At 38.2% G+C, this 26,681-nt stretch carries 21 protein-coding genes; 7 read left to right on the plus strand and 14 right to left on the minus strand.

Features of this window, described 5'->3' with window-relative positions; translation table 11 throughout:
- Positions 1–109: 109 nt before the first annotated feature.
- From Q0779_RS08935 to Q0779_RS08945, 3 genes are all read right to left on the minus strand, one after another.
- Entirely contained in the window at positions 110–2,155 is a 2,046-nt protein-coding gene (locus tag Q0779_RS08935) for a type VI secretion system Vgr family protein (protein ID WP_298771769.1), read from the minus strand.
- A 458-nt stretch (positions 2,156–2,613) separates the two neighbouring features.
- Entirely contained in the window at positions 2,614–3,132 is a 519-nt protein-coding gene (locus Q0779_RS08940) for an Hcp family type VI secretion system effector (protein ID WP_298771771.1), read from the minus strand.
- A gap of 187 nt (positions 3,133–3,319) precedes the next feature.
- Positions 3,320–3,505 carry a hypothetical protein gene (locus Q0779_RS08945; protein ID WP_298771773.1) on the minus strand — a complete coding sequence of 62 codons (186 nt, stop codon included), beginning with the start codon at positions 3,503–3,505 and terminating at the stop codon, positions 3,320–3,322.
- A gap of 87 nt (positions 3,506–3,592) precedes the next feature.
- On the opposite strand from Q0779_RS08945, the gene Q0779_RS08950 reads away from it, so the two are divergent.
- On the plus strand, positions 3,593–4,378 hold the full coding sequence (locus tag Q0779_RS08950) for a hypothetical protein (RefSeq protein WP_298771775.1): 786 nt from the start codon (positions 3,593–3,595) through the stop codon (positions 4,376–4,378).
- Between the two features lie 122 nt (positions 4,379–4,500).
- A complete protein-coding gene (locus tag Q0779_RS08955) occupies positions 4,501–5,712 on the plus strand; it encodes a Fic family protein (RefSeq protein WP_298771776.1) in 1,212 nt (403 codons plus the stop codon).
- Between the two features lie 63 nt (positions 5,713–5,775).
- Here the strand turns inward: Q0779_RS08955 and Q0779_RS08960 are convergent, their stop codons facing one another.
- The 3 genes from Q0779_RS08960 to Q0779_RS08970 all read right to left on the minus strand — a co-directional run bounded on the left by Q0779_RS08960 (position 5,776) and on the right by Q0779_RS08970 (position 6,661).
- Entirely contained in the window at positions 5,776–5,982 is a 207-nt protein-coding gene (locus Q0779_RS08960) for a hypothetical protein (protein ID WP_298771777.1), read from the minus strand.
- A 90-nt stretch (positions 5,983–6,072) separates the two neighbouring features.
- The gene (locus tag Q0779_RS08965) at positions 6,073–6,381 is read right to left on the minus strand and encodes a DUF2913 family protein (protein WP_298771779.1); all 309 of its coding nucleotides are present in this window, start codon (positions 6,379–6,381) and stop codon (positions 6,073–6,075) included.
- 58 nt (positions 6,382–6,439) lie between these two features.
- Positions 6,440–6,661, minus strand: coding sequence for a hypothetical protein (locus Q0779_RS08970; RefSeq protein WP_298771781.1), 222 nt, complete (start codon positions 6,659–6,661; stop codon positions 6,440–6,442).
- A 199-nt stretch (positions 6,662–6,860) separates the two neighbouring features.
- Between Q0779_RS08970 and Q0779_RS08975 the strand changes: the two genes are divergently transcribed.
- Positions 6,861–8,900, plus strand: coding sequence for a DNA phosphorothioation-associated putative methyltransferase (locus Q0779_RS08975; RefSeq protein ID WP_298771783.1), 2,040 nt, complete (start codon positions 6,861–6,863; stop codon positions 8,898–8,900).
- Between the two features lie 34 nt (positions 8,901–8,934).
- Here the strand turns inward: Q0779_RS08975 and Q0779_RS08980 are convergent, their stop codons facing one another.
- The 3 genes from Q0779_RS08980 to dndA all read right to left on the minus strand — a co-directional run bounded on the left by Q0779_RS08980 (position 8,935) and on the right by dndA (position 10,871).
- A complete protein-coding gene (locus Q0779_RS08980) occupies positions 8,935–9,231 on the minus strand; it encodes a restriction endonuclease (RefSeq protein WP_298771784.1) in 297 nt (98 codons plus the stop codon).
- Positions 9,200–9,601 carry a restriction endonuclease gene (locus Q0779_RS08985; RefSeq protein ID WP_298771786.1) on the minus strand — a complete coding sequence of 134 codons (402 nt, stop codon included), beginning with the start codon at positions 9,599–9,601 and terminating at the stop codon, positions 9,200–9,202. The genes Q0779_RS08980 and Q0779_RS08985 overlap by 32 nt, the downstream gene beginning before the upstream one ends.
- A 145-nt stretch (positions 9,602–9,746) precedes the next feature.
- Positions 9,747–10,871 carry a cysteine desulfurase DndA gene (gene dndA, locus Q0779_RS08990; protein ID WP_298771788.1) on the minus strand — a complete coding sequence of 375 codons (1,125 nt, stop codon included), beginning with the start codon at positions 10,869–10,871 and terminating at the stop codon, positions 9,747–9,749.
- 131 nt (positions 10,872–11,002) lie between these two features.
- Between dndA and dndB the strand changes: the two genes are divergently transcribed.
- Genes dndB through dndE form a run of 4 tightly spaced genes read left to right on the plus strand, consistent with a single transcriptional unit; the run spans position 11,003 to position 16,064 of the window.
- Positions 11,003–12,100: a DNA sulfur modification protein DndB gene (gene dndB, locus Q0779_RS08995; protein WP_298771790.1), complete on the plus strand. Its 1,098-nt coding sequence runs from the start codon at positions 11,003–11,005 to the stop codon at positions 12,098–12,100.
- Positions 12,087–13,754 (plus strand): DNA phosphorothioation system sulfurtransferase DndC, encoded by a 1,668-nt coding sequence (dndC, locus tag Q0779_RS09000; protein ID WP_298771792.1) that lies wholly within the window; start codon positions 12,087–12,089, stop codon positions 13,752–13,754. The genes dndB and dndC overlap by 14 nt, the downstream gene beginning before the upstream one ends.
- Positions 13,744–15,702, plus strand: coding sequence for a DNA sulfur modification protein DndD (dndD, locus tag Q0779_RS09005; RefSeq protein ID WP_298771794.1), 1,959 nt, complete (start codon positions 13,744–13,746; stop codon positions 15,700–15,702). The genes dndC and dndD overlap by 11 nt, the downstream gene beginning before the upstream one ends.
- Positions 15,702–16,064 carry a DNA sulfur modification protein DndE gene (gene dndE / locus Q0779_RS09010; protein ID WP_298771796.1) on the plus strand — a complete coding sequence of 121 codons (363 nt, stop codon included), beginning with the start codon at positions 15,702–15,704 and terminating at the stop codon, positions 16,062–16,064. The genes dndD and dndE overlap by 1 nt, the downstream gene beginning before the upstream one ends.
- On the opposite strand, the gene Q0779_RS09015 is transcribed toward dndE, so the two are convergent.
- The 5 genes from Q0779_RS09015 to dptF are packed head-to-tail and all read right to left on the minus strand — an operon-like array spanning position 16,038 to position 26,648.
- Positions 16,038–16,958: an HNH endonuclease domain-containing protein gene (locus Q0779_RS09015; protein ID WP_298771798.1), complete on the minus strand. Its 921-nt coding sequence runs from the start codon at positions 16,956–16,958 to the stop codon at positions 16,038–16,040. The genes dndE and Q0779_RS09015 overlap by 27 nt on opposite strands.
- A gap of 23 nt (positions 16,959–16,981) precedes the next feature.
- Positions 16,982–18,697, minus strand: coding sequence for a hypothetical protein (locus Q0779_RS09020; protein WP_298771800.1), 1,716 nt, complete (start codon positions 18,695–18,697; stop codon positions 16,982–16,984).
- Positions 18,697–23,769 (minus strand): DNA phosphorothioation-dependent restriction protein DptH, encoded by a 5,073-nt coding sequence (gene dptH / locus Q0779_RS09025; protein WP_298771802.1) that lies wholly within the window; start codon positions 23,767–23,769, stop codon positions 18,697–18,699. The genes Q0779_RS09020 and dptH overlap by 1 nt, the downstream gene beginning before the upstream one ends.
- Positions 23,750–25,051, minus strand: coding sequence for a DNA phosphorothioation-dependent restriction protein DptG (gene dptG / locus Q0779_RS09030; protein WP_298771804.1), 1,302 nt, complete (start codon positions 25,049–25,051; stop codon positions 23,750–23,752). The genes dptH and dptG overlap by 20 nt, the downstream gene beginning before the upstream one ends.
- 1 nt (position 25,052) lies before the next feature.
- On the minus strand, positions 25,053–26,648 hold the full coding sequence (gene dptF, locus Q0779_RS09035; protein ID WP_298771806.1) for a DNA phosphorothioation-dependent restriction protein DptF: 1,596 nt from the start codon (positions 26,646–26,648) through the stop codon (positions 25,053–25,055).
- Between the last annotated feature and the right edge of the window lie 33 nt (positions 26,649–26,681).

Below are 26,681 nucleotides of genomic sequence, written 5' to 3' on the forward strand. Positions count from 1 at the left end.
AGACTATTGAGGGGGAACATAGTACTCGCCCCCCTTGTTTAACCTTGCTAACGCTTGATGCTGTTGATTTTTTGATATGCTAACTAAGCCCTAACACTCATCAACTGGCTTAGCGCTTATCGGCGGGATCTGGCAATGTGGGCTTATTGGGCTCTTCTGCCTTGGCCGCCTTCGGTGCACTGCCCTTACCCGGTGAGCCCCCTTCATTGATTTTGACTTTACTGCCCGAAATCGTGACCCCACCCGAGTCGATTTTAATAAAGCCGCCCGGTCCTTTCAGCGTCAGAGCCGTGCCTGCCTCTAATACAATGTTGGCGGCTTTTACATAACTGTCTTTATTGATTTCTATTTTTTGATCGCCACCAATGGTTTTTTCTTCCGAAGCCGCAATGCTCATGCTATGGGCGCCATCCACCTGAGTCACCATACCGCCCCCAATGATGCGCTTGAGCCCTGCGGTGACTTTTTGAATGAGGTTTTTACCAATGGCTTGGTGCTTATCGCCACGAATTTCTTCGATTAAATCCTTGCCCACCGTGCTGTGCTTGCTTTGTTTTACGATAGCATACTGCTCATTTTCAACGGTGAGATGATGATCCATGCCAGTATTTTCACGGCGGGTATTGCGAGTGATAATGTCGAGATCTTTTTGCCCATGAACAAAAATTTGCTCACGACTGGCTTCATCTTCAAAGCGTAATTCATTAAAGCCTTCACCTTTATGCGTTTGAGTTTTAATGACGGTACGGGTTTTATGAGAAGGCAATACATAAGGCGGTACATTGGTCGCATGAAACGTACGACCCGTAATGATGGGTTGATCTGGATCGCCTTCTAAGAAGCTCACGATGACTTGATGGCCAATACGAGGAATGGCGGTCATGCCATATTGCGCGCCCGCCCAACCTTGGCTCACTTGCACCCAACAACTGGCTTGCTCGTCGCTTTTCCCCTCTCTGTCCCAAGGGAATTGCAATTTAACGCGGCCATGCTCATCACAAAAAATCTCTTCGCCTTTCGGTCCGACGACCACTGCCGATTGTGGCCCAGTGACTAAGGGTTTCGTCATCGGCGTGGCTTGCCAAGGCGCATTCGCAGGAATAACGGAAAACGTATTGTTGTAGGTTGTTGGTGTCGTGCTATTGGCTTCTTCGGCGCTCGCCCCTTGTACGCCGATGTGCGTCACGTTGATCAGCAACCAATCACGATTAAAGGTTTGATCGATATGCTCCATCAAATCAAATTTAAACCCGACACAGGCCTGCATAATATTGCTATTGGCGCTAGCTTGAATGGCATCGCGCCTTAAGTATTCCAGCCGAGTTTGGGCAAAGGGCTTACCCGAGTCATCGCTTTTATAGCGCCCAGGGAAATCAAAGTGCTCATAATCCCCTTGGTGATCTAATTCTGTTGCCAGCCCGTCTTGTAAAAAGCTGTATTGAGGCTGCTTAAAACTGGCATCTTTAAGCACGGTACTGCTACTACGGACTTGATGTTGCATCTCGAAATGACCAACAAACGGCACCTCAGAAACGCCACCAGACATGGCATTATATGGAAAAGGCAGGCCCAGCTTGCCGAGTTTTTTAGTACTGTCGCTGAAAACAACTGTATGCTTGGCTTTATCATGCTCAAAATGGTAAATCAAGCCTTCTTCAGCCGCCAGTCGACTGATAAAATCAAAATCAGATTCACGATATTGCACGCAATATTCTCGCACTCGTTTATCTAAGCTGGGATCGCAATTAAAGGCATATTCGGTCACGCCCATCTCAGTTAGTAAGGCTTTAATGATGGCCAGACTGCTTTGCGCTTGAAATATTCGGCTATTATGTCTCAACTTTAATCGTGATAAGGCGGGGACTAAAATGAGTTTGTATTTGGTGTGATGATGGCCCGTATCTCCTTTGGTAAATTGACTAACAATCCCATTAATTTGGCGTGTGATCTCACCATTCACCGCCCATGTTAATAACCCGCCTTGATCGACAATCGCCTGCGGCGTGAGATCACTTTTGCGACTCAATAACTCCAGCTCGACCGCAAAGGGCGTAGACATGCTCTCAGTAAACTGAAAACGCAGCACATCAAAACTGTCTTCATCTACCCCTTTGCTGGTAAATTGATAGCGTAATCCCGATCCTGCCAGTGTCATACCCACATCCTTTTTCGTTTTCTGTGTTCTGTATTCTTTATTTTGGAAAATGAACCCTAAGCCTACTGGGCGTGCTATTTGTCGTGTCAATAGGCTTGGGGTTCACAATCCATAACCAAAAACTCGCCCAAGTCATGCGCCATCAAAAGTGAAACACATATACCCGTGATACTTAAAGATGCAGGATTCAGCTGGAATGAAAAACCTTTTAGGCAAGGCTTTGAACAGCGTGCCTAGTCATTCTAAGCTGATGTTCAATAACGCAGTATAAAAGGCTTTTAAACCAGCCCTTTGGGAGTCTGTAAAAGCACCGACTTCTGCGTTGTATCACCTTAAAAGGCAATAAGCATTCTTGCAATAATACGCCTTGAATTAGGCACTTTTACAGGCTCTGAAAACATGCATCTTTAAGTATCACGGGTATAACATTGAGCGAGCGTTGAAGCTTAAGTGATCACTTACGCTTCAGTAGGCTTACGCCAATCATCAGAGCCTGATGTGCCTGCGCTAGTGTGATCCCAATCAATTTTACGGTAAGCCAATGAGACTTGAACTAATTGGGTGAAATCGGACTGAGAAGGGTCTTGGCAATGTGGCATATGACAATCGATATCAACAATCGTCGCGCCTTCAAGCGTGGTCGAGAAGAAATGCTCTTGCTTACCTTCAATAGACGTGCGGTACCAGTTAAGCACAACCTTGTTGAGTTTTTCACCGGTTGATAGGGCGTTATACATTAACGGGACGGCTTTATTGAGTGCCACAGTGAAAATAAACGGCTTATGCACACGCTGACCTGAAGGTTGGCCTGATTGTGGATCCGTTGGCACAGTGACGACATGCTTAAACTCTTGAACCAGCATCTCATCTTCATGGCCTTCAACAAAAATGTCACCCACTGAATCTGATGTGAATGCACCTGCAGTAAGGTTACCCTGAGTTTGACCTTCGATTGAGATATAACATGGTGTTGGCATGATTTAATTCCTTTTTTCGTCAATAATGATGGTTTTTTGGTTGCCTTTTGAGCGCTAGCCCAAAAAGTGAATATTTAAGGTTTGCTTGGCTTTATCAATTCACCAATAAGTTACTTTTATTACAAAAATAACCCTTTACCTGCTAATTATTAACGGCACAAAGCGTGCCAAACTTTACTCTGTTGATTTAAAAGGTTTTGTACGATATTCGCACTGGCGTTGCGGGCAAGTTATTGCCCAGCTGGGCAACTTCTTGCTCGCTCTGGGCAACAAATTGCCCGCGAAGAATGAAAATGACCGAAGTGCGATGACAGCTCTCTAGTGTGAACAACCCTAGATTGAGTAAAATGTGATCAACACCGAACAAAAACACACAGCCGACTCTCTATATTACTTGCAAATAAAATTAAAATATAAAATAATCAATTGGATACAATAAGTCGTTATCAATAAGGATGTTATGAAAACAAGTATGTCTAGAACTGAAGAGGGTTTATCACTCACCATTGAAGTGAACAATATTGAAGCGTTAGATAATTTGCACTTTATTGCCGATGAGCTTGTCAATTTTTCCTATTCCATTGACCGCCACACTCACAAAGAGATGACCCGCTACGGCCAACTCTATTGCGCTATCAATATCACCACTCCTCAACAAAATATTAGCGAAGAAGCGCTCTTTCATTGCTTTTCCAAAGACAATAACTTAACCGCAAAGGCAGTCGTCTTTATTGAAAATATCATTCGGTGGTCAAAAGACAATGAAACGGTGATCTGGCAGGATGAGGAAAATCATTTGGCTCAAGATGGCGCAACCGTCCTTTGTAAAACAAACCCTAAGTTTATCCCTCTGTATACAGACTTACTGCTCCAATCAGATTTAGATCACGAGGTCCACCAAGGCTATCAAATAGAACAAATCATCAATCTGTATGGTTTAACAAACGATACGGTGAAAATCCTAGCATACCGCCAAACCTCAGCTAATGGGCAATACGGCCATGATGAAGTTGAAGGCTATAAAGAGCAACTGCTTAATACATTTAAAGAAAAACCCGAACTCAAAACACTCTTCCTTGAAACCTGTGCATCTGAAATAGTTAACACTATAGGGATAACTAACCAACAGACTGATTATTCAGATGAAATTGAAGAACTCACTAACCTAACTCAATTTATTGAAAATAAAAAAGAAGCTGAAGAGTGGCTGTCAGACAAGAAATCAGAGTTCAGCCTTTACCCGTGATCAATGAAGATACATGTTTACAAATATCACGGATATAATCATGCATAAGTGCTCCCTTACCTGCTGAACACATTGTCATTTCCCTTAGATTGAGCCGAATACGATTTTATTCGGCTCACAAAATGGACTATACTGAGCCGAATAAGGTAATTAATTGGCTCAATGTGATGAAATACAGCTGGCAACACCCTGATTGGCCTCACTTCACCTTTGATAGCGCGCAAAGTGGAGACTTTTTATATCAATATGCACTCGAAGCGGGTCGACTCTCAGGCGGAATGAGCCAACTTAAAAGCTCGCATCAATATGAGGCTTATATTGATCTCATGGTGAGTGAAGCGATTAACACCAGCCAAATAGAAGGAGAAAAGTTAGATCGTGAAGATGTCCGTTCATCCATTAAGAACTTTATGGGCCTCAGTTCGCCTTTTACTCGAATAGCGGATCCTCGCGCCGAAGGGATAGCAGCTTTAATGGTTGATGTACAAAAAACATTTACTGAGCGCTTAACCAAAGAAAAACTCTTCCATTGGCACACATTAGTCATTCCCCAACCAGAAAAGAGCGTGCTTCACCCTAATCTTAACATTGGCCAGTGGCGAACATCAGTAGAGCCAATGCAAATCATATCGGGACCGATTGGCTACGAAAAAGTACACTATGAAGCCCCTCCGGCGGGACAAATTGATACTGAAATAGCCCTTTTATTGCAATGGTATAATGAATCCAACCCCTTATACTCAACACAAAAAAATCGATTACCCGGTCCCGTTCGTGCAGCTATCGCCCATTTGTGGTTTGAGTCCATTCATCCATTTGACGATGGTAATGGGCGTGTCGGGCGAGCACTTGCAGAACAAGCATTAGCACAAGACCTTAATCGACCTCCTCTTCTCAGCTTGTCGACGATTATCGAAAAAGACAAAAATACTTATTACGCCGAGCTCAATAAAGCCAGCCAGTTTACCCTTGATATTACGAGTTGGGTAAACTGGTTCACCCATACTGTATTACAAGCACAATTTGAAGCAGTTAATAGAGTGGATTTTATTCTGAAAAAAACCAAATTCTGGGATATTTTTCAAGATGCAGAGCTAAATGAAAGACAAACAAAAGTCATCAATAAAGTCCTTAAGGCGGGACCAGAAGGATTTGAACATGGCATTAATGCAAAAAAATATATGAGTATGACGGGCTGCTCTAAAGCAACAGCCACCCGAGACTTAAGTGGATTAGTCAGTAAAGGGTGTCTACACCCTCTTGAAGGAGGCGGCAGAAATACACGCTATCGATTACATGGCTTCATGCCCGAATGCAAGGCTGATGTATCTTAGAATGGCATAATATTAGCTAGGTCGTGTGCATTATTCTACGTCACATTTGAGCAAAAAAGAGTGTCATGCTTCACCGCTGCAATGCATGTTTAACACAATACAGTGATGCAGATCAGGCGCTACAGGACTCAGTGACTCAAACGAATATGCATTCAGATCAGACATAAGCTGAATAACTGCCTCGATTTTTTTAGGTGGGACAAATAAAGACAATGACGCAATTTGCTCACCTTCCTGTGTAAATCCATTATCGATATCAGATTGAAACATATAAATAAAGCCTAGTTTTTTCTGTTCATTTGGTTGCAGAAAACGGCTATCTATTTTTAAGGTAATTTTAAGCTCTTCTAATAAATCAAATCACCTTTGCGCATCAGACACCTCTGCAGTCGGATCAATCTTGATATCCTTAAGCTCCAACAAACTTTGCTCTAAATCCAATTTGGGTTTTCTGCCAATGGAAATAAACTGCTTTATTTCTTTTTTCACATAACGATAGCGATCATCTTTAATCTTGGGCTTTAAGTGCTGGATCAAAATATCATTACGCTTGTGTGGGGGCACAAAGCGTCCGCTTTCTGCACAATCAATATAAAGGTGTAACAGTGTATTATCAACCAACTGACTGAGCTGATTTTGATAGCCAATATTTTTCAATCCTAACCTCATGTAACGCTATATATTTGCTTATTATTTTACCACTAAAAATGCTTTTAATATAGTTAAGTCACTCTTTGAAATTAACCTTCACTTTGGCGGTATGCAATGCAGAAAGTAGCCCCATCAGATTAAAGCCTGTCTCTATGTTAATTTCAACCTGTCCATCGGTAGTTAATTTTTCAATGATGAATTGAGCGTCTGTTGAACTCAATGGTGTATTATCTTTCATCGCTTTATCAATGACGGTTTTATCAGTATTATTGACGTCTGCAATAACAAGCTTAGGCATGCTTTATCCTCGACATGATCATCGTATAACAATAAAATAAAAATGACAGTGACGATAGCCATTAGCTATCAAGACACTAAAAATACTTAAAAAAGCCGCTAAATTCAATAAAAAGCTATGCTGTGTTCCACTTTCCCTATTGATCGAATATATTATTTTTACCTCAAAATAATCTCATTAAAATTGACTGAGACACGCAATGGATGCGAATACATTTAAACAGCTAGTAAAAGAGATGCCACTCGGTAAAAAACTCCCCGAGGCCCACTATATTCATAAAGTGGCTTTTGATTCGCTACAGCCTATACTCGTCCAGTTTATTATCGCAGTTGGCAAAGCTTTAAATATTGATGGTGAGCAATGGCATGTTGCCAAACTCAGTAAGAATAATTTCAAATTGTCTTTATTATCCTACCCCGATTTTTTTGATGAGTCTTACCCTGCGCTCACTCAAAGTGTCACTGTGGACCTCAATAAGCTGTCTCATCGTATTACTCAATATCAAGCCTTCGACAACCCCCCAATATTGCATCGCAAAGAAACCATGATCCCAAGATCTCACCCAAGCTACCTTCATTTTAAAGCCCTCACACAGGAAGGTGAAGCAGCAGGGTTATATGAAAATACCCGCATGATTGGTTTCAAACAGTCTTGGGAAAAAATCATCAATCAACAAGGTTATAATCTTATTGAAGGCAGACTCTTTAAACGCTCAAATGAGACCAGCAAAATCACCAATGATGATCTCAAGCACAGTGTCGATAGACATAAAACCGCCATAGTTAGGCATGAGCTCAGTGCCCCTATGAAACAATTAGCCAAACAAGGGTTCTTAAACGGTGACTTCAGTTTGTTTGATTATGGTTGCGGGCAAGGAGGCGATCTCATCGAATTACAAGCACATGGGCTCGATGCACTCGGCTGGGATCCTAATTTTCAACCCGATGCAGAAAAAATCAGCTCCGATCTGGTCAATCTGGGCTTTGTCATTAACGTCATAGAAGATAAAACTGAGCGTAGTGAAACGTTATTGGAAGCATGGGCACTCACTCAAAAACTGTTAGTCGTTTCAGCCATGATCGCCAATGAGGCTTATATTAACCAATTTACGCCCTACAAAGATGGCGTCATCACCTCACGCAATACTTTCCAAAAGTATTATGCTCAAGCAGAGTTAAAGGGGTATATTGAGCGAATACTTGATGAAAATGCCATCGCAATAGCCCCTGGTATTTATTATATTTTTCGTGACAAAATTGAAGAGCAGCGTTTTTTAGCGAGTCGCCATAAACGTCATCACCAATGGCAACAAATTACACGGCCAACGCCCACCAGCGACGTAGAAGCACGATTGCTATTCACTCAACATCAACCTCTGCTCAATGCTTTTTGGGAACGGTGTCTAGTGCTCGGAAGACTGCCTGTCAATGAAGAATTCTCTGATATGAAGGCACTCCAAGTGGTATGCGGTAATACCAAGAAAGCCTTTGCTTTATTGCTTCAAGTACAAGATGAGCAAGCCAAGATAACCTTCGATTGCGCCGCCTCATTACGCCGAGAAGATTTACTCGTCTATTTTGCGCTAAGCCAATTTGAGCAACACAAAGGTTACCAACGTTTACCCGATGAGCAAAAACGCGATATAAAAGTCTTCTTTGATACTTATAAGGTCGCCATTACTGAAGCAAAACAATTATTATTTTCCATCGCTGATACTGCGCTCATTGAACAAGCCTGCATTCAAGCCCATAACGATTTGCCCGCCAGTAAATTGAATCAAGGCCACTCACTAGCACTTCATAAGCACTTTATTGACGATTTACCCGCATTATTAAGAGTCTATGTCGGCGCAGCCATTCAACTCTATGGTGAGCTAGATGATATTGATTTAGTCAAAATTCATATCACGTCAGGTAAAGTCAGTTTCATGGGATACGATAACTTTGACACCACTCCCCTGCCCGTCTTACGAGAGCGAATAAAAGTGAAAATGTGGCAGCTCGATGTCGATTTTTTCGATTATATCGACGCCGAACGCAGACCGCCACTGGTTTATAAAAGCCAATACCTCAATGAAGACTTTAGCGATAATAAGAAACAAAGCAGTTTTGATAAACGACTGTATAAAGAAGGCATTTTTGAGCAGCTAGAAAATCCCAGCACACTCAATCAAATCAAAGCCAGTTTAAAACATAAAGGACTCGAGATCAGAGGTTATCGATTTTATCGGTTAGAATAGAATACGCTTAAAGAATAGATCGAACTCTTAAAAACTACTCAAAAACAAGATCGGCATCAAAATCATACACCTCTACTGATTGTTTCTGTATTCCGATGCCTTTTTCTATCATAATTTCAGCCAATTGCTCTCCATCAATCAAGATTATGGGAACACAGCCTGGTTTGAATGAAATAGCCATCGCCTCTTTGGTAAAACTACTGGTTGTGATAAAAATGCCTTTCTCAAACTCGCCTGTAATATCCCCTCTAAATTGTGAGACGTCAGGCCTACCAACCTTATTGTGAACTGCGTATCGCTTACATTGGGCTGTACCCCCCCATTTTTGCAATACCCATTTTTAAAGCACCTTTCACATCAATACCACCATCACGGCTAAATGATGTGACTTGCATATTCGTGAATCCATATCGAGATAAAAAATGACGACTGAAATTCTCAAATAACTGTGGGCTAACTGAGCGTAAATGCTCAAGTATTTCACGTTTGGCTTTTTCATTTTGAACAATAGCTAATTCATTGTTCTGTCGAATACAACTATCAGCTTGAAGCTCAGACATTGTAGGCTGTTTAACTTCATAAACTATTGTTTGTTCAAGTCTGTATTCTTTTAATAACTCAAAAGTACTATCTGAATGCTTATAAAAAAACCTATCTTTATGCATCTGGGAAATATTTTTATTAGAACAATGACGATCCATTGTCACTCACAAAGCAGCTAGAGGAGTTTTAGAGCCAAACTGATATAATTGATTCTCTATTATTACTGAATAAACCAATTCAATATTAGATGGTTTATTTAAAATATTTAACGCTTTTATAGCTGCTTCATAAATTTTCATAAGGTTATAATAATTGCTTAATCCTTTCATGCAGTTGTACTAATGGTATCTCATTAGTCATGTGGCTCCAAGACATTCTTATCGCACCGTTTATCTCTTTTTCATCCATTCCCATAGCAACAAGAACATGGCTCGGTATATATGAACTAGATGTACAAGCTGAGCCATTAGAAACGGCCACAACATCTTTAAACGCTACCATGGCCGCTTCAGAATTAAGCTCTGGAACAGAAAAATTAATGACATAATCAGACGTATTGCTGCCATTAATTTTGGCCCCTAAAGCATTTAATAATTCTAAAACTTGCTCTTTAATCATACTCGCATGTTTTTTCCTTTCATCTCCATGCTTCACAGCAAGCTCACTACTTAAACCTAGCCCTGCAATGAGAGGAACTGCCAAGGTTCCGGGCCGTAACTTTTTCTCTTGTCCACCACCAAATAAAATAGGCGTTAAAGGCGGCTTAATATAGCCCCGCTTACGCATGACTAATGCGCCAATGCCTTTAGGTGCATACACCTTATGCCCACTGATACTGATCATATCTATCCGTTGTTCACATAACGGTTCAATATACTTTCCAAAACCCTGCGCTGCATCAACATGGAAAAAAGCATCATGCTCACCCAATACCTCACTAAATAATTCAAGAGGTTGAATACATCCAGTCTCATTGTTCACAAACATGATTGATACTAATAAGGTATTATCTTGAAGTGCAGCGGCCAAATCTTGAGGGTTAATTAATCCCTCTTTATTTGGTTTTAACCAAGTGATTTGGAATCCTCTCTTTTCAAGTTCTAAAATCGGCTCTAAAACCGCTTTATGCTCAATTTCTGTCGTTATGATATGTGTTTTATTCGTTTCCTTGCCGAACTTTTCTAGCCCCAAAATGGCGATGTTATTGCTTTCTGTCGCACCACTAGTAAAAATAATGTCTGTTTTATTTGCACTAACAACATCAGCTACCTGCTGTCTTGCTTTTTCAACATACCTTTTAGCATCAAGGCCGTAAGTATGTGTACGGCTACCTGCATTACCATATTCTTCTACCATCAATTTGCACACTAAATCAGCAACAGGCTCAATTACCTGAGTGGTCGCGTTACAATCTAAATATAAAGCCATTAAAAAGTCCTATGTAGGTTAAAACAAGCAAGACAAGTCCATCTTTTTCAGCTATTCTACCGCCCTGTTCGTACGAACACACGAACAATTTCTTACGAACATAAAACAGCCAACAATAGTGATACTGAACAATGAATCCAATAATCTCAGGCACGTCATTCCCCGCGATTCGAGGCATCCAATCCGGTCACGAATATTATATCGTTATGTGCCCACTAAAGAGACTTAAAAAGGTTTTTACGTTTGATGAAGGTGCCCTTCCTGTTGAAGCAAGGGCTCAACGAAGTCTCAATGCAGACCGCATACCTGAAATCACAAACTATATACTTAACCAACGAGATAATTACGTATTCTCAGCCATAACGGCTTGTATCGATGGTGAAAGCACATTCGCACCAATTGGTGAACAACCTCATGAACAAAAAATTGGATCGCTTATTATTGATGAGGATGCCGATGTCTTCATCACGGATGGTCAACACCGAAATGCGGCAATATTGAAAGCGCTGGAACAAGATCCAACATTAGCAACAGAAACTATCTCAGTTGTTTTCTTTGCTCAAAAAACCCTTGAAGATAGACAGAAAATCTTTAAAGACTTGAACTTATACCCAGTTAAAACAGATCGTTCGCTTAGCATTACCTACGATGATAAAGCATCATCAATTTTATCAAAAACGGTAATTGTTAACAGTGTAAAGCTTTCAAAACTCGTACACATGGAGGAGAGCAACTTAGGTCCTCGCTCGAAGAAATTAATAACACATAGTGCTTTAAACAAAGCAACGAGTGAGCTTTTCGAAGATATAACCCAAGAAAACCATAAGAAATTACTTCCGTTAGCGACAAAGTTTTGGGATGCCGTTGTCAGTAACTTACCTGTATGGATGTTTGTCTATAAAGATGAAATGTCAGCTCATGATGTTAGAAAAGAATGTATAAATGCGCACTCGGTCACTCTGCAAGCATTAGGCATGGTTGGAAAACAATTACTCGAAAATAATTGCAATCTAGGCAAAGAGCTCAAAAAGCTCAAAAAGCTCAACTGGGATCGTAGTAACAAGAAAGATTGGGAAGGCCGCTGCGTTGTGAATGGCGCAATGCGTAATTCAAGCGTCGCCGCAAAACTCACTATGATAAGAATTAAGCATTATTTAGATTTGCCTTTAACCCAGAAAGAGCAAATAGAAGAAAACAAATTTTTAGAGGCCCGCAATGGGAACAAATGAAGTGCAAAATGTGAAGACCCCATTTAATGGTAGAGGGCTACAAATCACGATAAATGACTCCATTCAGCATATCAAAATGCTTTACCAAAGTGACTCTATACCTTGGGTTATTGGGTACAGTGGCGGAAAAGACTCAACGGCTATTTTACAGTTAATCTGGTATGCCTTAAAAGAGTTAGCTCAAGAAGGTAAATGTAATAAGCAAGTACATGTTATTAGTACAGACACGTTAGTCGAAAATCCCATAGTAGCAATGTGGGTAGGAAAATCTCTCGAGCGAATGTCTGAAGCTGCAAAAAAACAAGGTTTACCTATAATCCCCCACAGATTAACGCCTGCCGTCAAAGATAGATTTTGGGTTAATTTAATTGGTAAAGGATACCCTGCACCGCGATATAAATTTCGTTGGTGTACCGACCGTTTAAAAATTTCCCCCTCCAATACATTTATCCAAAATATGGCAGACAAAAATGGAGAGGCCATTTTAGTTCTCGGCACACGAAAAGCAGAAAGTACAGCCCGAGCCGCCAGTATGGAACGTTTTGAAAACTCTGAAACCAATACGCGTAAAGCGCTTGGCTTAACCGAAAATGGTTCTCTTGAGCGTGTCTGGGTTTATACACCCATTTCAAGTTGGAGCAATGATGATGTTTGGATTTATCTCAATAGTATTGATAACCCATGGAACTTCCCCAATCATGATTTAATGGGCATGTACCAAGGGGCTACTGAAGGTGGTGAATGCCCATTAGTTGTTGACAAATCCACTCAAAGTTGTGGTGACAGTCGTTTTGGCTGCTATGTCTGTACCATGGTGTCTGAAGATAAATCAATGAATGCCATGATTTCAAACGATGAGGAAAAAGAATGGATGTATCCTTTGGTATCACTTCGCAATGAAATTGAAGTTAATGATGCTAATCGAGCAAAAAAAATAGAAAAGCTCACTCGAGATAAAGCCAATCGAGACTTTAGGCGTATGAACGGTAATTTAACCGTTCATGTCTCAAAACACGGTGCAGATCTCGTCCCGGGTCCTTATATTCAATCTTTCAGAGAACATCTACTAGGCAAGGTACTTGAAGCTCAACAAGCCGTTCAACAATTAGGGCCCATAGAAGTTAAAAACTTAGAGTTATTACCTCTTGAAGAGCTAGAAGAAATTCGCCGGATCTGGCTTGAGGAAAAACATGAAGCTGAAGACAGTGTCCCGAAGATTTATCAGCAAGTACTAAAAAAAGACTATCCGGGCAAGCAGCGTGCACATCACCCAATTTTAAATCTTGATGTATTAAACAAGCTTAAGCAACATTGCCAAGAACAAGGCGATGAAGATGGTTTACTTTATCAGCAAATGCGCTCAGTCATGAGTATCGCCAATAAACATAAAAACCAACTGCGCAGAGCTCACCTATCGGATGAATTAACCACCAGTCTTGATAAAGGTGCATTCAATACATTATTTGAAGCGAAGCAGTTTGCCCTTGAACGTGAGCGCCATCGCTTGCAAATCCAACTCAATAATTCACCTAACTTAACTGACGATGACAAAAATAGCATTCAAGAAAAAATTATCATGGTAACGAAATCGATCAAAGAACAAGGTTATAGCTCATTGCTCATCGATTTCGAAGAGGTACAAGATGATAATTAAGCAACTTATTATAGAAAACTTTGGTATTTACCAAGGCCGCCACACAGTTAATTTATCCGTCACCGAAATGCAACCCATAATCTTATTTGGTGGCCTAAATGGCGGCGGCAAAACGACTTTCTTAGATGCACTGCAACTGGTGCTCTATGGTAAACATGCTAAATGCTCAAACCGAGGCCATCAAGCTTACGGCGCTTATTTAACCAACGCCAAAAACCGTTACGCACAAGCAAATGATATTGTGGAGCTCTCCCTTACCTTTAGCCATACTAGCGAAACAACGACCAATGAGTTCACTGTCACTCGTTCGTGGAACACCCAACTAAAAGACGTTAAAGATAAAGTCATTGTTTACTGCAATCAGCAAGAAGATCCACATTTAAGCCAATATTGGGATGAGTTCGTTAATGAATTTATTCCGCTTAGCTTATCTGATTTATTCTTTTTTGATGGTGAAAAAATTGAAAATTTAGCCCATCCGGACCGTAGCGCGGAATTAATTAAAACTGGTATTGAAAACTTGCTTGGTCTTGACCTGTTATCGCAGCTGCACATCGATTTAACCAACGTTGAGCGAAAAAGAAAAGGTGATAACCTAGACAGTCGTGTTTCTCATAAAGTAACCACTCTAGAAGCCGAAATTACTGAACAGACAAATTTAGTATCGGAGCTTAAAAAAGACATTGCCGAGCTTGAAAAACAAGCCAGTGATTGCAATCTTAATATTAATAAAGCCAGACAAAAAGTACGCAACGCAGGGGCTCATTTAATTGACGAGCGTGATAACATCAAATTTGAATTAGGCGCCATTGAAGAGAAACTAAAAACAAACCTTGCTGAGCGAGTGAAGCTTGATGCTGGCGCAGGTCCACTTGGCTTAGTGAGTTCATTAATCACGCGTACTCAACAACAAGTGATTGAAGAAAATCAAGCCACTCAAGCCAAGGTTATTCAAAGTGCCATCAGCGAGTATGAAAACACGATCAAACAAACTTTAATCGATGAGAATATACCTAAAAAGTCATTAGCAACACTAGAAAAAACCATGTCAGCAATGGCTCATGAACGTCAAGCAATAGCCAATACCGAGTGTTACTTAAATACCAACATCGCCATTTTTAATGGGCTTAATGAAAAAATCGAATTAGATGCACAAACACGATCAAACTTAATTTCACAAAAAGAACAGTTGTTAGAACAACAAGCCTTATTTGATAAAAAGCTCGAGTCCATTCCGGATTATGAAACCGTCCAACATCTACTCAATGATCTCGCCTATCATGAAATAAAATATAAGAATAATGTTGTTTTAATTAAACAAAAGCAGCAATTACTCACACAACACCAAGCTAGAGATGAAGTACTCAATACCCGCTATGCCAATTTACTGACTCAACAAAATAAAGAGACCTTTGAGCAAAAACGCGCCATTCAAGTGGCTGAACATATCGAAAAATTAAAAAGCACAATGCAATCATTTTCATTGAAACTCATTCAAGAAAATGTTGAATCACTAGAGCGCCATATCAAAGATAACTTTAATGATCTCAACCGTAAAGTAAACCTCGTTAAAAACATAAAAATTTGCCCGACAACATTCTCACTGTCACTGATTGACTCAACAAGCACTGAAATGTCAACGGATAGATTATCTGCAGGTGAACGCCAGTTACTCGCCATTGCTATTTTATGGGGTTTAGCTGAGGCTTCTGGCAAAGAAATCCCCACCATCATTGACACACCTCTCGGTCGTTTAGATGGAAAACACCGCGCTAAGTTAATTAAAAATTATTTCCCCTATGCCGGAAAACAAGTCATTTTGCTATCGACCGATGAAGAAATTGTCGATAAGTATTATCAGCAATTAAAACCCCAAATATGCCGTGAATATTATATTCATTTTGATGAACAACAACAGTCTTCAACCTTTACACCGGGGTACTTTTAATGACAAATCACACTCCCCATACAATCGACTTCATTAAGTTGTCAGAAAAGCAAAAACAACAGCTGATCCGCCTCAAAAGAAAAACGGGCATCGAAAATTGGAATGTATTATGCCGCTGGGCTTTGTGTCTGTCGCTAGCTGAAGACAGCGTCCCTCCAGTAGAAACCATTCCAGCAGACAGTAATGTTGAAATGAGCTGGAAAGTCTTCGCAGGAGAATATGCTGAGGTGTATTTAGCCCTATTGCGTGAGACTTTTCAACAACAAAGTGCCCACCTTGATGGTGTGCACTTTGCTGATTTTGTTAAGCTACATCTGAATCGTGGGATTGGTTTTTTAGATATGAAAAGGCTCCTTACTTAAATTTCTTGGTACATAACGGTTCTTTCTCGTATCGTGCTTTTTACATACGACCTTCATACTCACAGGGGTTATAGCTTTGCTATTCCCCAATTGAGAACATACTGTTAATTCTGAATTATCTATAGTTCTTTGACAATTAGCTACCTCACATTTTCGTTTAAGCCCTATAGTTCGAACAACCCAATAATAAAAACTATTTGGATAAAGTTTATTAGCCCCACTAACTCTTGTGCCTGTACTATATCCGGTAACATGGTTACTTTTAACTTTATTTGCCCATCCACATATTAAGCGGTAATTATCTAATTCGTCTTTACCTCCATAGGAAAATGGATATAAATGATCAATCTCAATACTTAAATCTCTATCATTAACACCTATGGGCCTATATTTATCTACATATACAGGAAGCTTTAAAGATACTTTATCTATTTTCTTGGCTGTGAAGTTAAATAAGGCATCACTAGAGAACTCTAACCCAGTTAGCCAACATCTAGGTTTAGGTCCATAAATACTTAGTAAATCCTCCTTTAAAGAGAGCGAAATAATTTTTCTTCTGCGCTCTTCAGAATTTAAGAATTTAATACGTTCAAAAACCACATCACTAATTAATTTTGCTATATTCTTCTTATCGTCATCATCTTTTTGGTTTCCTACCAAATGTTCAACACTGAGAAGTACATCCGAATATACTTGATAATAGTGGATGGTGTTGTTTAAAAAGCTCTTGTCTACAAATTGATCTACTATCCATTTAAACCATTCTCTAGATATATCACCTTGTAGCAATGAGCCCCTCGGACCCATTAAATAATCAGGTGCCTTATACTCTGATAATTTTTTTTGAACATCTAAGTCCCAATTATTACTTGACTGTAAGATACTACCAGCCAATTGACTCTCTATTGGCAATACCATTATTTTTTAGGATTTCTAAAAGTTTTTATGTAGGGAAGTTGCTCCGGGCTTTCTCGATATTCAGCCCAGTTTTCTGACCACCTTGCTCTAATACCTGGGCTATCTTTTTTAATCCCTGATAACTCCCAGTCTTGATCAAAATACGACCTATTAACGTCTTCTAACCAATCATCCACTAAACTATCTATACATTCTATTCTGTTTATCGCAGCTCTAGTAGTAACAAGAAATTTAAAGAAATCGGCAGCTAGAATTGTCAGTGAGATTTTATTAAAGATATTCGATTTTCTAGTGTTACCCCAGTAATTATACCTACTTGGATTATGGCTCTGAGATAATTCAACTTTTACCTTATCCCAAAATGCAATAAAAACCTTTTGCCAAGGACCGTCTAAAGCACTCCATTCTTGAAAAGCATCTGCAGTATTACTTGATTGGACTAAATCGCTAGTTGCAAGAAATTTGTCTTTCCACCTCTTTGCAAAATCATTCTTTGCATGAAATAACTTGCCCCCTTTTAATTCTCTAAAAATTTGAATAAGCGAACCCATTACATTCCATTGTAATAAATCTTTACCTTCATTCTGAGTGCCCCTTTCCACTAACCTATAAAATGGACTAACTGGGTTTCTAACTGCCCAAGTAATTGCACGAGCATCATCTAGGGCTATTCCTGAGGATAGAAGGCGTTCATTAACATCTTCCATTTCAGTAGTTGTTAATGTTGTGGAAATAATTGTACCTAAAAGAGATTTCCCTATAGGAGTAGCCTTTTGATTTATAACAACAAATTGAAATACTTGTTCCTTAGGTTCGTCTTCCATCAATAATGAAATTGGTAACTCTCTTGAATACTTATGTTTAAGTTTATTGAAAACATCATCAGGTGAAGACCCCTTTTCCATAAGCTCAACCCCTTCATTAGTTCTCTCATTAACTGTCGCTTCGGCTGCTAATACAGCCCCTTTTAGTCTATGTTGACCGTCAACTAAAGTTATAGGTAGTAAAAAAGAAAGTAAAGAAATGCGATCGAAGCCAAGAAATTTGCTTTCCTCGATTTCTTCTTCACCAAGTTCTTTTAACAATTCATGTCGAATAGCAATATCTTCTAAAAAGTCATTTAAGTGACTTTCTTCATAAATTGCAGCGTTAACACTATCACCAGTATTGTCATCATCATTACCATTGTCATTGTCATTGTCATTGTCATTGTCATTGTCATCGAAAGAATAGTTATCACTTATGCCCGAAAGACCTATCTGCGATTTTAAATCTAAGTATTTTGATGAAGATTTATCAATACTAACTTCACCAATGCGTGCTTCTAACGAGCATCTTAAAAGTGAAAACAAATTAACCCAAGGGGCACTATAAAAATTAGGAAACTCAATTTTTAGTTTTCCAACATTTCCTTGCCCGTTATTTGAATTAAACTCAACTTTACAGCCCTCAATTTTCCTCAAACTACATATTAAATTATTTTGTACAACGTTATTTTTATTCTTATAAAAGCTAGTTAGCTGGTTAAGTCTTGAATTATTTTCAGTTCGCTGAAATCCTGTTGTCTCAGCCGAACCTGGGTTCAAAGTTTTTTTCTGTGGTATACCAGCCCACCGTTCAATTTCAGAAACTTTTGCTCCAAATAAGATTAATGGCTTACTATTTTCTGTTTGTATTACTTGAATTGCATCATATTCAAAAGAGATTTTTTCCACTATATCTTCCTAATTAAACTAACTCTTGCACACTGAATTCTAACTAATTTACCCTCTGATTTGAGGTAAGCGTCCCCTTTACCGTTGAGCACTTCGGCGCCTTGTTCATCGAGTATAACGCGGCTTTCAGTACCATTTTTCACTCTAAGTGCAAGCTGCGCGGGCAAATTAGAACGTAAGTTGGTGCTGATCACGTCACCACTGGGCTTTTGCGTTGCAATAATTAAATGGATCCCAGCCGCCCGCGCTTTTTGCGCTAAGCGCTTGAGCTCCCCTTCAATCGCTTTTTTCATCTCTTTATCTGATGTTAAATCGGCATATTCATCCAGTACTAACACCCACCAAGGAAGCCGCGACTCTTTACTTACCTTGGCATTATAATCAGGCAAAGATCGCACATTTTGGGCTTTAAATTGCGCATAGCGGGATTGCATTTCTTCAACCGCTTGAGTGAGTAATTGCAATGCATCTTCATCATCAAATCCTATCCGCCCAAGTAAGTGTGGATACCCCTCAAAACCATTTAGCTCAGTACCTTTAGGGTCAATTAACATTAACTGTAATTCTTGCGCACTGTAATGTTCTACCATACCGTATAAAATAGTATTCAATGCTTCGGACTTACCACTGCCTGTTGTGCCACCGATTAATAAGTGCGGGCAGTTTGATGATGAAAAATTAAGCTTAATGACATCACCAAAACGATCTTCACCCAATGGCACTTCTAACGCATTATCTGGACGTCGCCAACTAGGCCAAATATCGTTTTGATCAACAAAATAGCGTTGTTGCTGGCTTTTAGGGACATCAATAGTGACACAGCCTTTATCGATACCAAATCCAACTTCCTGTTCTTGATCTAATTTCAAGCCCAATTTAAGCGCTTGAGAACGTTCAAATACACGTTTAGGATCAGTGCCAGGATTTAGCTCTATCCTAAATAAAATAGAAGCTGGACCTTCAACAAAGGCATCCTCTATTGCGGGTTTGGTTACTGTTATATTGTGACTGTAGTAACAATCAATGATCTGCTGATAAATAGCCTGTAATACATCAATAGGCATTTTTTTCCGTTCAATTTCATTACCTGAAATACTGACAGATTGCACTTTTTCATCTTGCGTAGTAAGTGCTTCTGACTTAACATCTAAAGGCTCAGCTATAATATTTGATATAGACGGGATTTCTTTCTCATCTTTTATCTGTTCCTCAGCAGAAGTGCTATTATCATTCGACTCAAGCTGTACTGAGGTGATAGTACACCTCTTTTTTAAAATGTATTTTTCATCGATATGGTGCAATTTAGCAGGAGTTAACTCCGTAATTAACTTTTGCATGGGTGTTTTAACCCAGTGAGTTAAGTTACCTGCTGGCAATTCAATTTTTAATATATCTTGTGCTTTCAAAAAAGACGCTTTGGTAAAATCACTGTCTTCAACATTGACGAACAAGAAACCGGCAGGGTAATCGACCAGTTCTGCTAACTGGTAATCACCTTGAAGCCATTGAGCGCGATTAGCCTCAATAATATTAAAGTAGCTACTTTCGTACACCTTGTACAATTTATACTTATCGATTTGCATCAAAATTTGACGCATGAACAAACCACGATATAAATGCCCAGCTAACGTTTTCTGTCCAAGCAACTCTTCAAAATACCGCTTAAGCTCCTTGGCTTGCTGTACCCCTTTACTGTGAGTTTGGCGCTTACCTGTTTTCACTTCAACAGGCAATAAAATCATTTGTTGATGTTTAAAACCGACAAATAAGATATCGTCAGAAATAACACCTTTTTTAAAACCTTGCGAGTGCCGTGAAAAATCACTATCACGCATACTTAAACCAAGATTACCCGCAACTCTAATGATTTCAGCAACCGATAAGGGTACCCAAGTAATATTCGACTCAGCAAGTAAACAGTTCACATACTTATAGGCGCCAATAATACCGCGCTTTTCTTTACGCTCATTGGCATTAGCTGTAACTAAATTTAACAACCACTCACCATTAAACGCATTAAACTCTTCGATGATCCCCCCATCATCATTTTCAAGAACTTTATTATATAAGTCAGTTTGTTTTGTGACCGTAATGGCATCATAATTAACAGAATTGGTGTAATTATCAGAGTAATGAATTAGCACCATATTCTTTTGATTTTGGAAAAAATCAAGTGTCACTTTAGGATCAATGATCGTGGTCCAAATTGAGTTTTCGTAAGCACGTTCAAGTAACGTTTTAAAATTTTCAGTGACCACTAGAGCTTGTGATTTAGCTGCGCTGTATTCTTCATGGTGACGTCTTGCGGGTTTTATTAAACCGCTATACTTAGCTATCAACTTCAGTTGTGGCGCACTTTCAATATCAACATCTTGCAAACCAAACGATGTATAATAGCTACCATTTTTAGTCGATGCTGACTCCCCCGGCATTAAGCCATGGCATACCACGCCACTTTCTTGCTTTAATAAATCAACATCAACAGCTTGAACCCGCTCATTATTTTTAAAAAATGACATATGCGCATACACTTGCTCTTTGTTTCCTTTTTCATGCTCATATTTACTGTAAGTTAAACGCGTTCTAAGTAACTCGATAATACTGTCAGCCTGCTGCTTTTCCCCCGCTTTATTTAACTCACAAAGATCTTTTAAGTCATCGTAACTGGCCATTTCAGCAAATCGATCAAACCAGCTATAACACTCTTTTTCATCATATAAATTGACATGGATATTGGTCACTTTATCTTTTTTAAGTTTGATGTAATCAATTAATCCTAAAAACAATTCTTTATTTTGTTGATTATTAATCGAGTTAATAATCAGTGTCGTCTTATTTTCTGCAACAAATAACTGTTTAAACGCTGTTGTAAACTTACCAACTTTGTCTTTTACCAGTGTTCGAACATAATCATAACTGCTCTCTTGCTGTGGAATTAACTTTGACCAAAATACATTTTCTTTTTCAGCATGATTATAGGAAAAACCATATTGAGGATGATAGATAAAAGGCAGTAAACCTTGCGCTGTTAAACGCTGTACCGTTACTGCAGGTAGTGTTTTAAAGCTACTTGTTTTCTTTTTATCTTCTTGTAATTCATTCGCTAAATTCAAATTATAAGCGAGTACAATAGGATGATAAGGACTGATATAACTGTATTCATCAAACTCAGCAAAACCGATATTAACCAGCAGTTTTTGTTCTGGCCGTAATGGAGCATGGTAATCAATAGTTTCAATACCTGCTTGATAAGTAATTACAACTTGCTCTATCAAATCCCGTAATCGACTCCCCCATGAAACTAAACTTAGCAATGTTTTATGACTAACCAAATAATCAAACAAACTCCTATAAGCACAATATAAATCAGGATAATGGGCTTCTAAGTCCAGCAACTGTATATCAGTATCGAGGATAAATTTAGACAATAATTGGTTATCAAGTAATTGTGCTTCATATCGCAGTAGCTTTAATCGTTCTCCCTTTGGTGCCACTTCTTTACTATCTATAAGCACTTTATTTTTACTGCGGTTAAATTGTCCAAAATATTCATCCGTAAATAAACGATTAAAACGCCCTTGATCTAATATAAGTGGTAAACCCAATGAGTCCGTTGCAACCTCACCTTCAACATTAAAGGTTAATTGGCTTGTCTCTCCTTGTACAGTAAAACAAATGTCATCAGACTCACTCGCAAGTTGTTTAAAATCAACAATGCCGAAATCCGCCATATCAAATACTTGCTCATTATTATTTAATACGCAGCTATTCGTTAATTGACTAATTTGTAATGTTTGTTCATCGGTTTGAAGTGTCAACCATTTTTTAGCTGGGTCGATCAAGTAAATATGTTTAAATCCATCAACGTAGAAATCTTCTTTACCTATAACCAATATTTTAAATTTATGTGTTTCTTGAGGCTTATCTGTTTTAACCTGAAAAGTAAAATAATGAGCTTGACCGTCAAAACAGCCTGTTAATACTGCACGGCTTCGTACACCGCCTAAGTTTTTGATGGTAAATTGTACATCAGGCTGGTTTTTATTGTGCTGAACCTTACAAAAACTCTCAGTTAACTTTTGATTTAAAAAGCAAATTTCGAGTTCAAATGCATATTGTTCCTGCTCTAATAAGATGATTAAATGCCTTTCTCTCGCCCCAGCGCCTTTCTCTGATTTAGCTTTAGAGATTAAACTAGTATAGGGCGCTTTTTCGCTTTCAAGTTCAAGCAAGTTTTTTCTATTTTTTTCTTGTTCAGCAAAGCACTGACCTAAATCCAGTGTTGTTTTGTATTGCTCTATATCACCCTCAGGAAAATGTTCTTTAATGAATTTTTCACTAAAGTCTAATACTGGCAATTTATCTAACAGCTCATTTGGAAAATGGTGGGTTATAAAATCAAGTTTCTCACTTAACTCTTTATTATCCTTTAAACGCTGACTTATTTGATCACCTTCCCAACCTTCTTTAGATAACTGATCATCTTTTAAAAGCCCTAACTCATAAAATTGCAAATCTCCATTATCAATTGAGTAAAATAACTGCTCAAAACCAAACATAGTGGCACCATCTTCAACAATTTCATCAAAATGATAATCTAACAGGCATTCAGAAATTTGTGCACTACTGTCATTTTGATTTATCTCTGCATGTAATAGCAGCTTAATATTTTGTGGGTGCCAAACAAAATTAGGTTGAGCAACATCTTTTGTCGAATTAATCAGAGTATCAAGCATAGAATTATGGATAATGAGTAAAGCTGTCCCTTTAAATTCTCCCTGCTGAGCAGATACTTCATCACGTAAATGAGAGATAAAGTTTTCAGTAAAGCCATTTTTACCAGTGCCATGAAAAACAGGGATCAGCTTTACACTGTCGTATTGAATAGTTTTCAATTCAACATTTTTAATGCTTATACTCGTATTAGAAAAACCAATAAAAGCTTGATAGAGTGCTTCACCTTTCTCAATGGCGGGTGTTTTGAACTGGTAGCGATAACCAACCTTTAATTCAACTTTTGCCCACTCATTAAAATGAATGACTAAAAAATGTTCAAACTGTTTTTTTAACATATACCGCATCCCCGCTATCACTCATTCTTTCAACATTTCCCATGCGCTCATAAAAATCAATTAAACTTTGCTGGCTTTGCTCATCAAAAAATACACCTCTGGCTTCAAACGCTTTTACGAGTTCATGAAGGCGTAACTTTTCTTTCTCACCAATGGCTAAATTAGTGAGCAAGACAATATAATCCTGATTAAACGTAAGTACTTGACCTGCACGACCACGGTGTTGAATAAAGGGTTCACATATATTACCTAAAATACCTTTTACTACAGTCTCATTAATTTTTATTTTGTCTGGCGTTCCATGTGGATATAAAAACTGTTGATGAGACAGCTCAAGCAACTCAGCAAGCATTGCAACACTGGTCCTTGCATCTATTTCTTTAGTTAAATTCCGCTTTGACTTAAAGTCATTCGCAAATTCAAAAAATTCTTCTTGATAATGATCATTCTCTTTTAAATAGGTGGCCAACATCCACAGTGGTTTTGTTTGCCCTTTTTCCTGTAATGCTTCATTCATGGCTAAATAGGGAAACAAATACTCTAAATAGTGGTGAAGTTGACTATAACCATAATTTTTAACCTGTAATCGTTCATCACTAGCTTTTTCATTATCAAGAATAAAAAAACAAGGCTTATTTTTCGGTTCATTATTAGCCCAATCCTTAATATTAAGCGCCATTTGTGTCACAAACAAAAAACCATATAAGCGAATAATTAAATTGAAATTACTTATAAAGTAATGAGGTCTTTTACTAAGTAAAAGTAAGTCTTGTTGAAAATAATGAGTTAAAAAAGGTAAATAAGGTGTAATAACGTTAATCTTGCTGTTATTTTTACCTGTTACATAAAAACTATCAAACTCAGTTTTTATTTCTTTTTCTAAAAAATTTAATTGGCTTTCGGCAGAACTCGGTACTGTAAAACCGTTGAGTAAACCTGCATACATTTCACCTAGATTCTGACTATTTGTATCTATTTCACCTTTCACCGCTTTAAACATAAGTAATTCCGGCGAAATATTAAAAACCTGACCTTCTTCAAAATACATTTGTTCAAGTACTAACCAAAATTCTGGCTCATCTAATTTAGATTCAAATTGAATTTTACAAAGCTTTTTAAAATCATCGATAGTCTTTGTCACTAAGGATTTATCATAAAGAACATGCGTAAAATAACCAAGTACTGTATCCCAACAGAATTTATAATGCTTATCTTTGCTTCTTAATGGCAAGTATGTACTTACTGTATTATGCCTTGGTGGTGTTAGTTGATTTTTTATCATTTTACATTCCACTCACTTCAAATTCATCATCATCCACACTTTTTACTGTATAATTTTCATTGCCTTTAAAAATGTGTAATATCGTTGCTCGATTAGCAATTTGTGCTATCTCTTCTAGCAACTCATCAAGTAATACCACAGTATTTTTATCATGTTTATTCGGTCGATACCCATCGACTATTTTTAACATAAGCGCTAGCAAATTTATATTGATTGGAAGGGTAATCGACTCATCTTCAACTTTTATACAAGCAATAAAAAATGATGATGATTTATGACTGAACAGACGCATTCTTTTAGAATCAAATTTAATATCTAATTTAGCAACTAATTGGTAACCATTAAGCTCAGAGATAAGGTAATGATCTTTTTCTAAATTAGAAGCATTTCTATTATTGTATTTCCTCAAAGCCTCTCTTAATGTCTTGTTATAGAAATTCTTAAGTGATATTTTTTGTTCAGAACTATTATCATAATCCCTGTGAAGCTGATAAATTTTAATATATTTTTCGATTAAAGACTCATTGAAATCCTTAACAAAATTACTATGATAATTATTCGAAAAATCGCTATTTTTCAAGATATAAAATAATCGTAAATAAGAATGGCTAGTGATAAAAGCATCTATCCCGAGAGATTTCAATTCTGCTTTAAAGGCTAAAAATGCATCATCATGCAGCGCTAAATCATTGGCTAAAATAAATCGATCAATATTTTTAGTTCTCAGATGTGCGGGATCAAACTCAATAATTTTACTGGCGAGTTCATTATCACCACCAGAAAAAAGATTATCAAACAAGTAACCGGGTCCAGCCAATAATGTCAAAATAAAATCTAATAATGAACGTGCAGTTAAAAACTGATCTTTCACCAATCTAGCTTTAAAAAGTAACTCAATGATTACCTTTTGCACCGTCGGCATACTTAACAATTCATAATTGGCTTGTAACTTTCTACTTTCGTCATCGCAATGTTCAAGTACATCTTTATCAAAGACTTGTCTGATAATATTATTATCAACTGCTGTCAACTTCTGTAAAAACTTCTCAGTAAACTCAGCAGTATAACCATCAACACCTACCCTAAACTTAGGATAGCTTTCAAAATCAATAAAGTAGAATAAATCTGTATCTTTGTTTGTATCAAGATACTTATATATTGTTGTTTTAAAAAGTTCATTACGACCTTCTTCAGCATAGTTACCCAACATCCCTGTATTAATTCCGATCACAAGAGGATATGGGCTTTCTTGATAATCATCAAATAACTTATCAAGTGTTTCAATCGCATCTTCTTGGGGGTTAAAGCTATGGGTCGCATCCAAATGAAACCTAACTCGCGGACTAAATTTTTTTTTACATGCAGTAAGAATTTCTGATTTACCATCACCAGAACTCCCACATAAAAACAACACCGCTGGATTTACTGCCGAAAAACTTGAAATTCTACTTTCAACATCCTGTTCTATAGGCATCTTGATATACAGATGATTTTTAATTTTATCGTGAAGTAGAGATTCTCCTTCAGATCTCTCCGTACTCACCGCATAAGGCGAGCTTTTAGACAAAATAGACAGTGCAGATTTAAACCTTAACATAGGGCTCCAACGACGCATTTTTTATTATGTTTC

The sequence above is a fragment of the uncultured Shewanella sp. genome (assembly GCF_947491715.1).
In the GTDB taxonomy this organism is placed as follows: domain Bacteria; phylum Pseudomonadota; class Gammaproteobacteria; order Enterobacterales; family Shewanellaceae; genus Shewanella.

What these genes read in the sequence shown, in the direction of transcription:
- dndC (WP_298771792.1), top strand. Translation starts at nt 12,087, where the DNA reads ATGGGAACAAATGAAGTGCAAAATGTGAAGACCCCATTTAATGGTAGA.
- Q0779_RS08940 (WP_298771771.1), bottom strand. Translation starts at nt 3,132, where the DNA reads ATGCCAACACCATGTTATATCTCAATCGAAGGTCAAACTCAGGGTAAC.
- dndE (WP_298771796.1), top strand. Translation starts at nt 15,702, where the DNA reads ATGACAAATCACACTCCCCATACAATCGACTTCATTAAGTTGTCAGAA.
- Q0779_RS08985 (WP_298771786.1), bottom strand. Translation starts at nt 9,601, where the DNA reads ATGGATCGTCATTGTTCTAATAAAAATATTTCCCAGATGCATAAAGAT.
- dndD (WP_298771794.1), top strand. Translation starts at nt 13,744, where the DNA reads ATGATAATTAAGCAACTTATTATAGAAAACTTTGGTATTTACCAAGGC.
- Q0779_RS08965 (WP_298771779.1), bottom strand. Translation starts at nt 6,381, where the DNA reads ATGAGGTTAGGATTGAAAAATATTGGCTATCAAAATCAGCTCAGTCAG.
- dptF (WP_298771806.1), bottom strand. Translation starts at nt 26,648, where the DNA reads ATGTTAAGGTTTAAATCTGCACTGTCTATTTTGTCTAAAAGCTCGCCT.
- Q0779_RS08955 (WP_298771776.1), top strand. Translation starts at nt 4,501, where the DNA reads ATGGACTATACTGAGCCGAATAAGGTAATTAATTGGCTCAATGTGATG.
- dptH (WP_298771802.1), bottom strand. Translation starts at nt 23,769, where the DNA reads ATGTTAAAAAAACAGTTTGAACATTTTTTAGTCATTCATTTTAATGAG.
- dptG (WP_298771804.1), bottom strand. Translation starts at nt 25,051, where the DNA reads ATGATAAAAAATCAACTAACACCACCAAGGCATAATACAGTAAGTACA.
- Q0779_RS08960 (WP_298771777.1), bottom strand. Translation starts at nt 5,982, where the DNA reads ATGTTTCAATCTGATATCGATAATGGATTTACACAGGAAGGTGAGCAA.
- Q0779_RS08935 (WP_298771769.1), bottom strand. Translation starts at nt 2,155, where the DNA reads ATGACACTGGCAGGATCGGGATTACGCTATCAATTTACCAGCAAAGGG.
- dndB (WP_298771790.1), top strand. Translation starts at nt 11,003, where the DNA reads ATGAATCCAATAATCTCAGGCACGTCATTCCCCGCGATTCGAGGCATC.
- Q0779_RS08950 (WP_298771775.1), top strand. Translation starts at nt 3,593, where the DNA reads ATGAAAACAAGTATGTCTAGAACTGAAGAGGGTTTATCACTCACCATT.
- dndA (WP_298771788.1), bottom strand. Translation starts at nt 10,871, where the DNA reads ATGGCTTTATATTTAGATTGTAACGCGACCACTCAGGTAATTGAGCCT.
- Q0779_RS08970 (WP_298771781.1), bottom strand. Translation starts at nt 6,661, where the DNA reads ATGCCTAAGCTTGTTATTGCAGACGTCAATAATACTGATAAAACCGTC.
- Q0779_RS08975 (WP_298771783.1), top strand. Translation starts at nt 6,861, where the DNA reads ATGGATGCGAATACATTTAAACAGCTAGTAAAAGAGATGCCACTCGGT.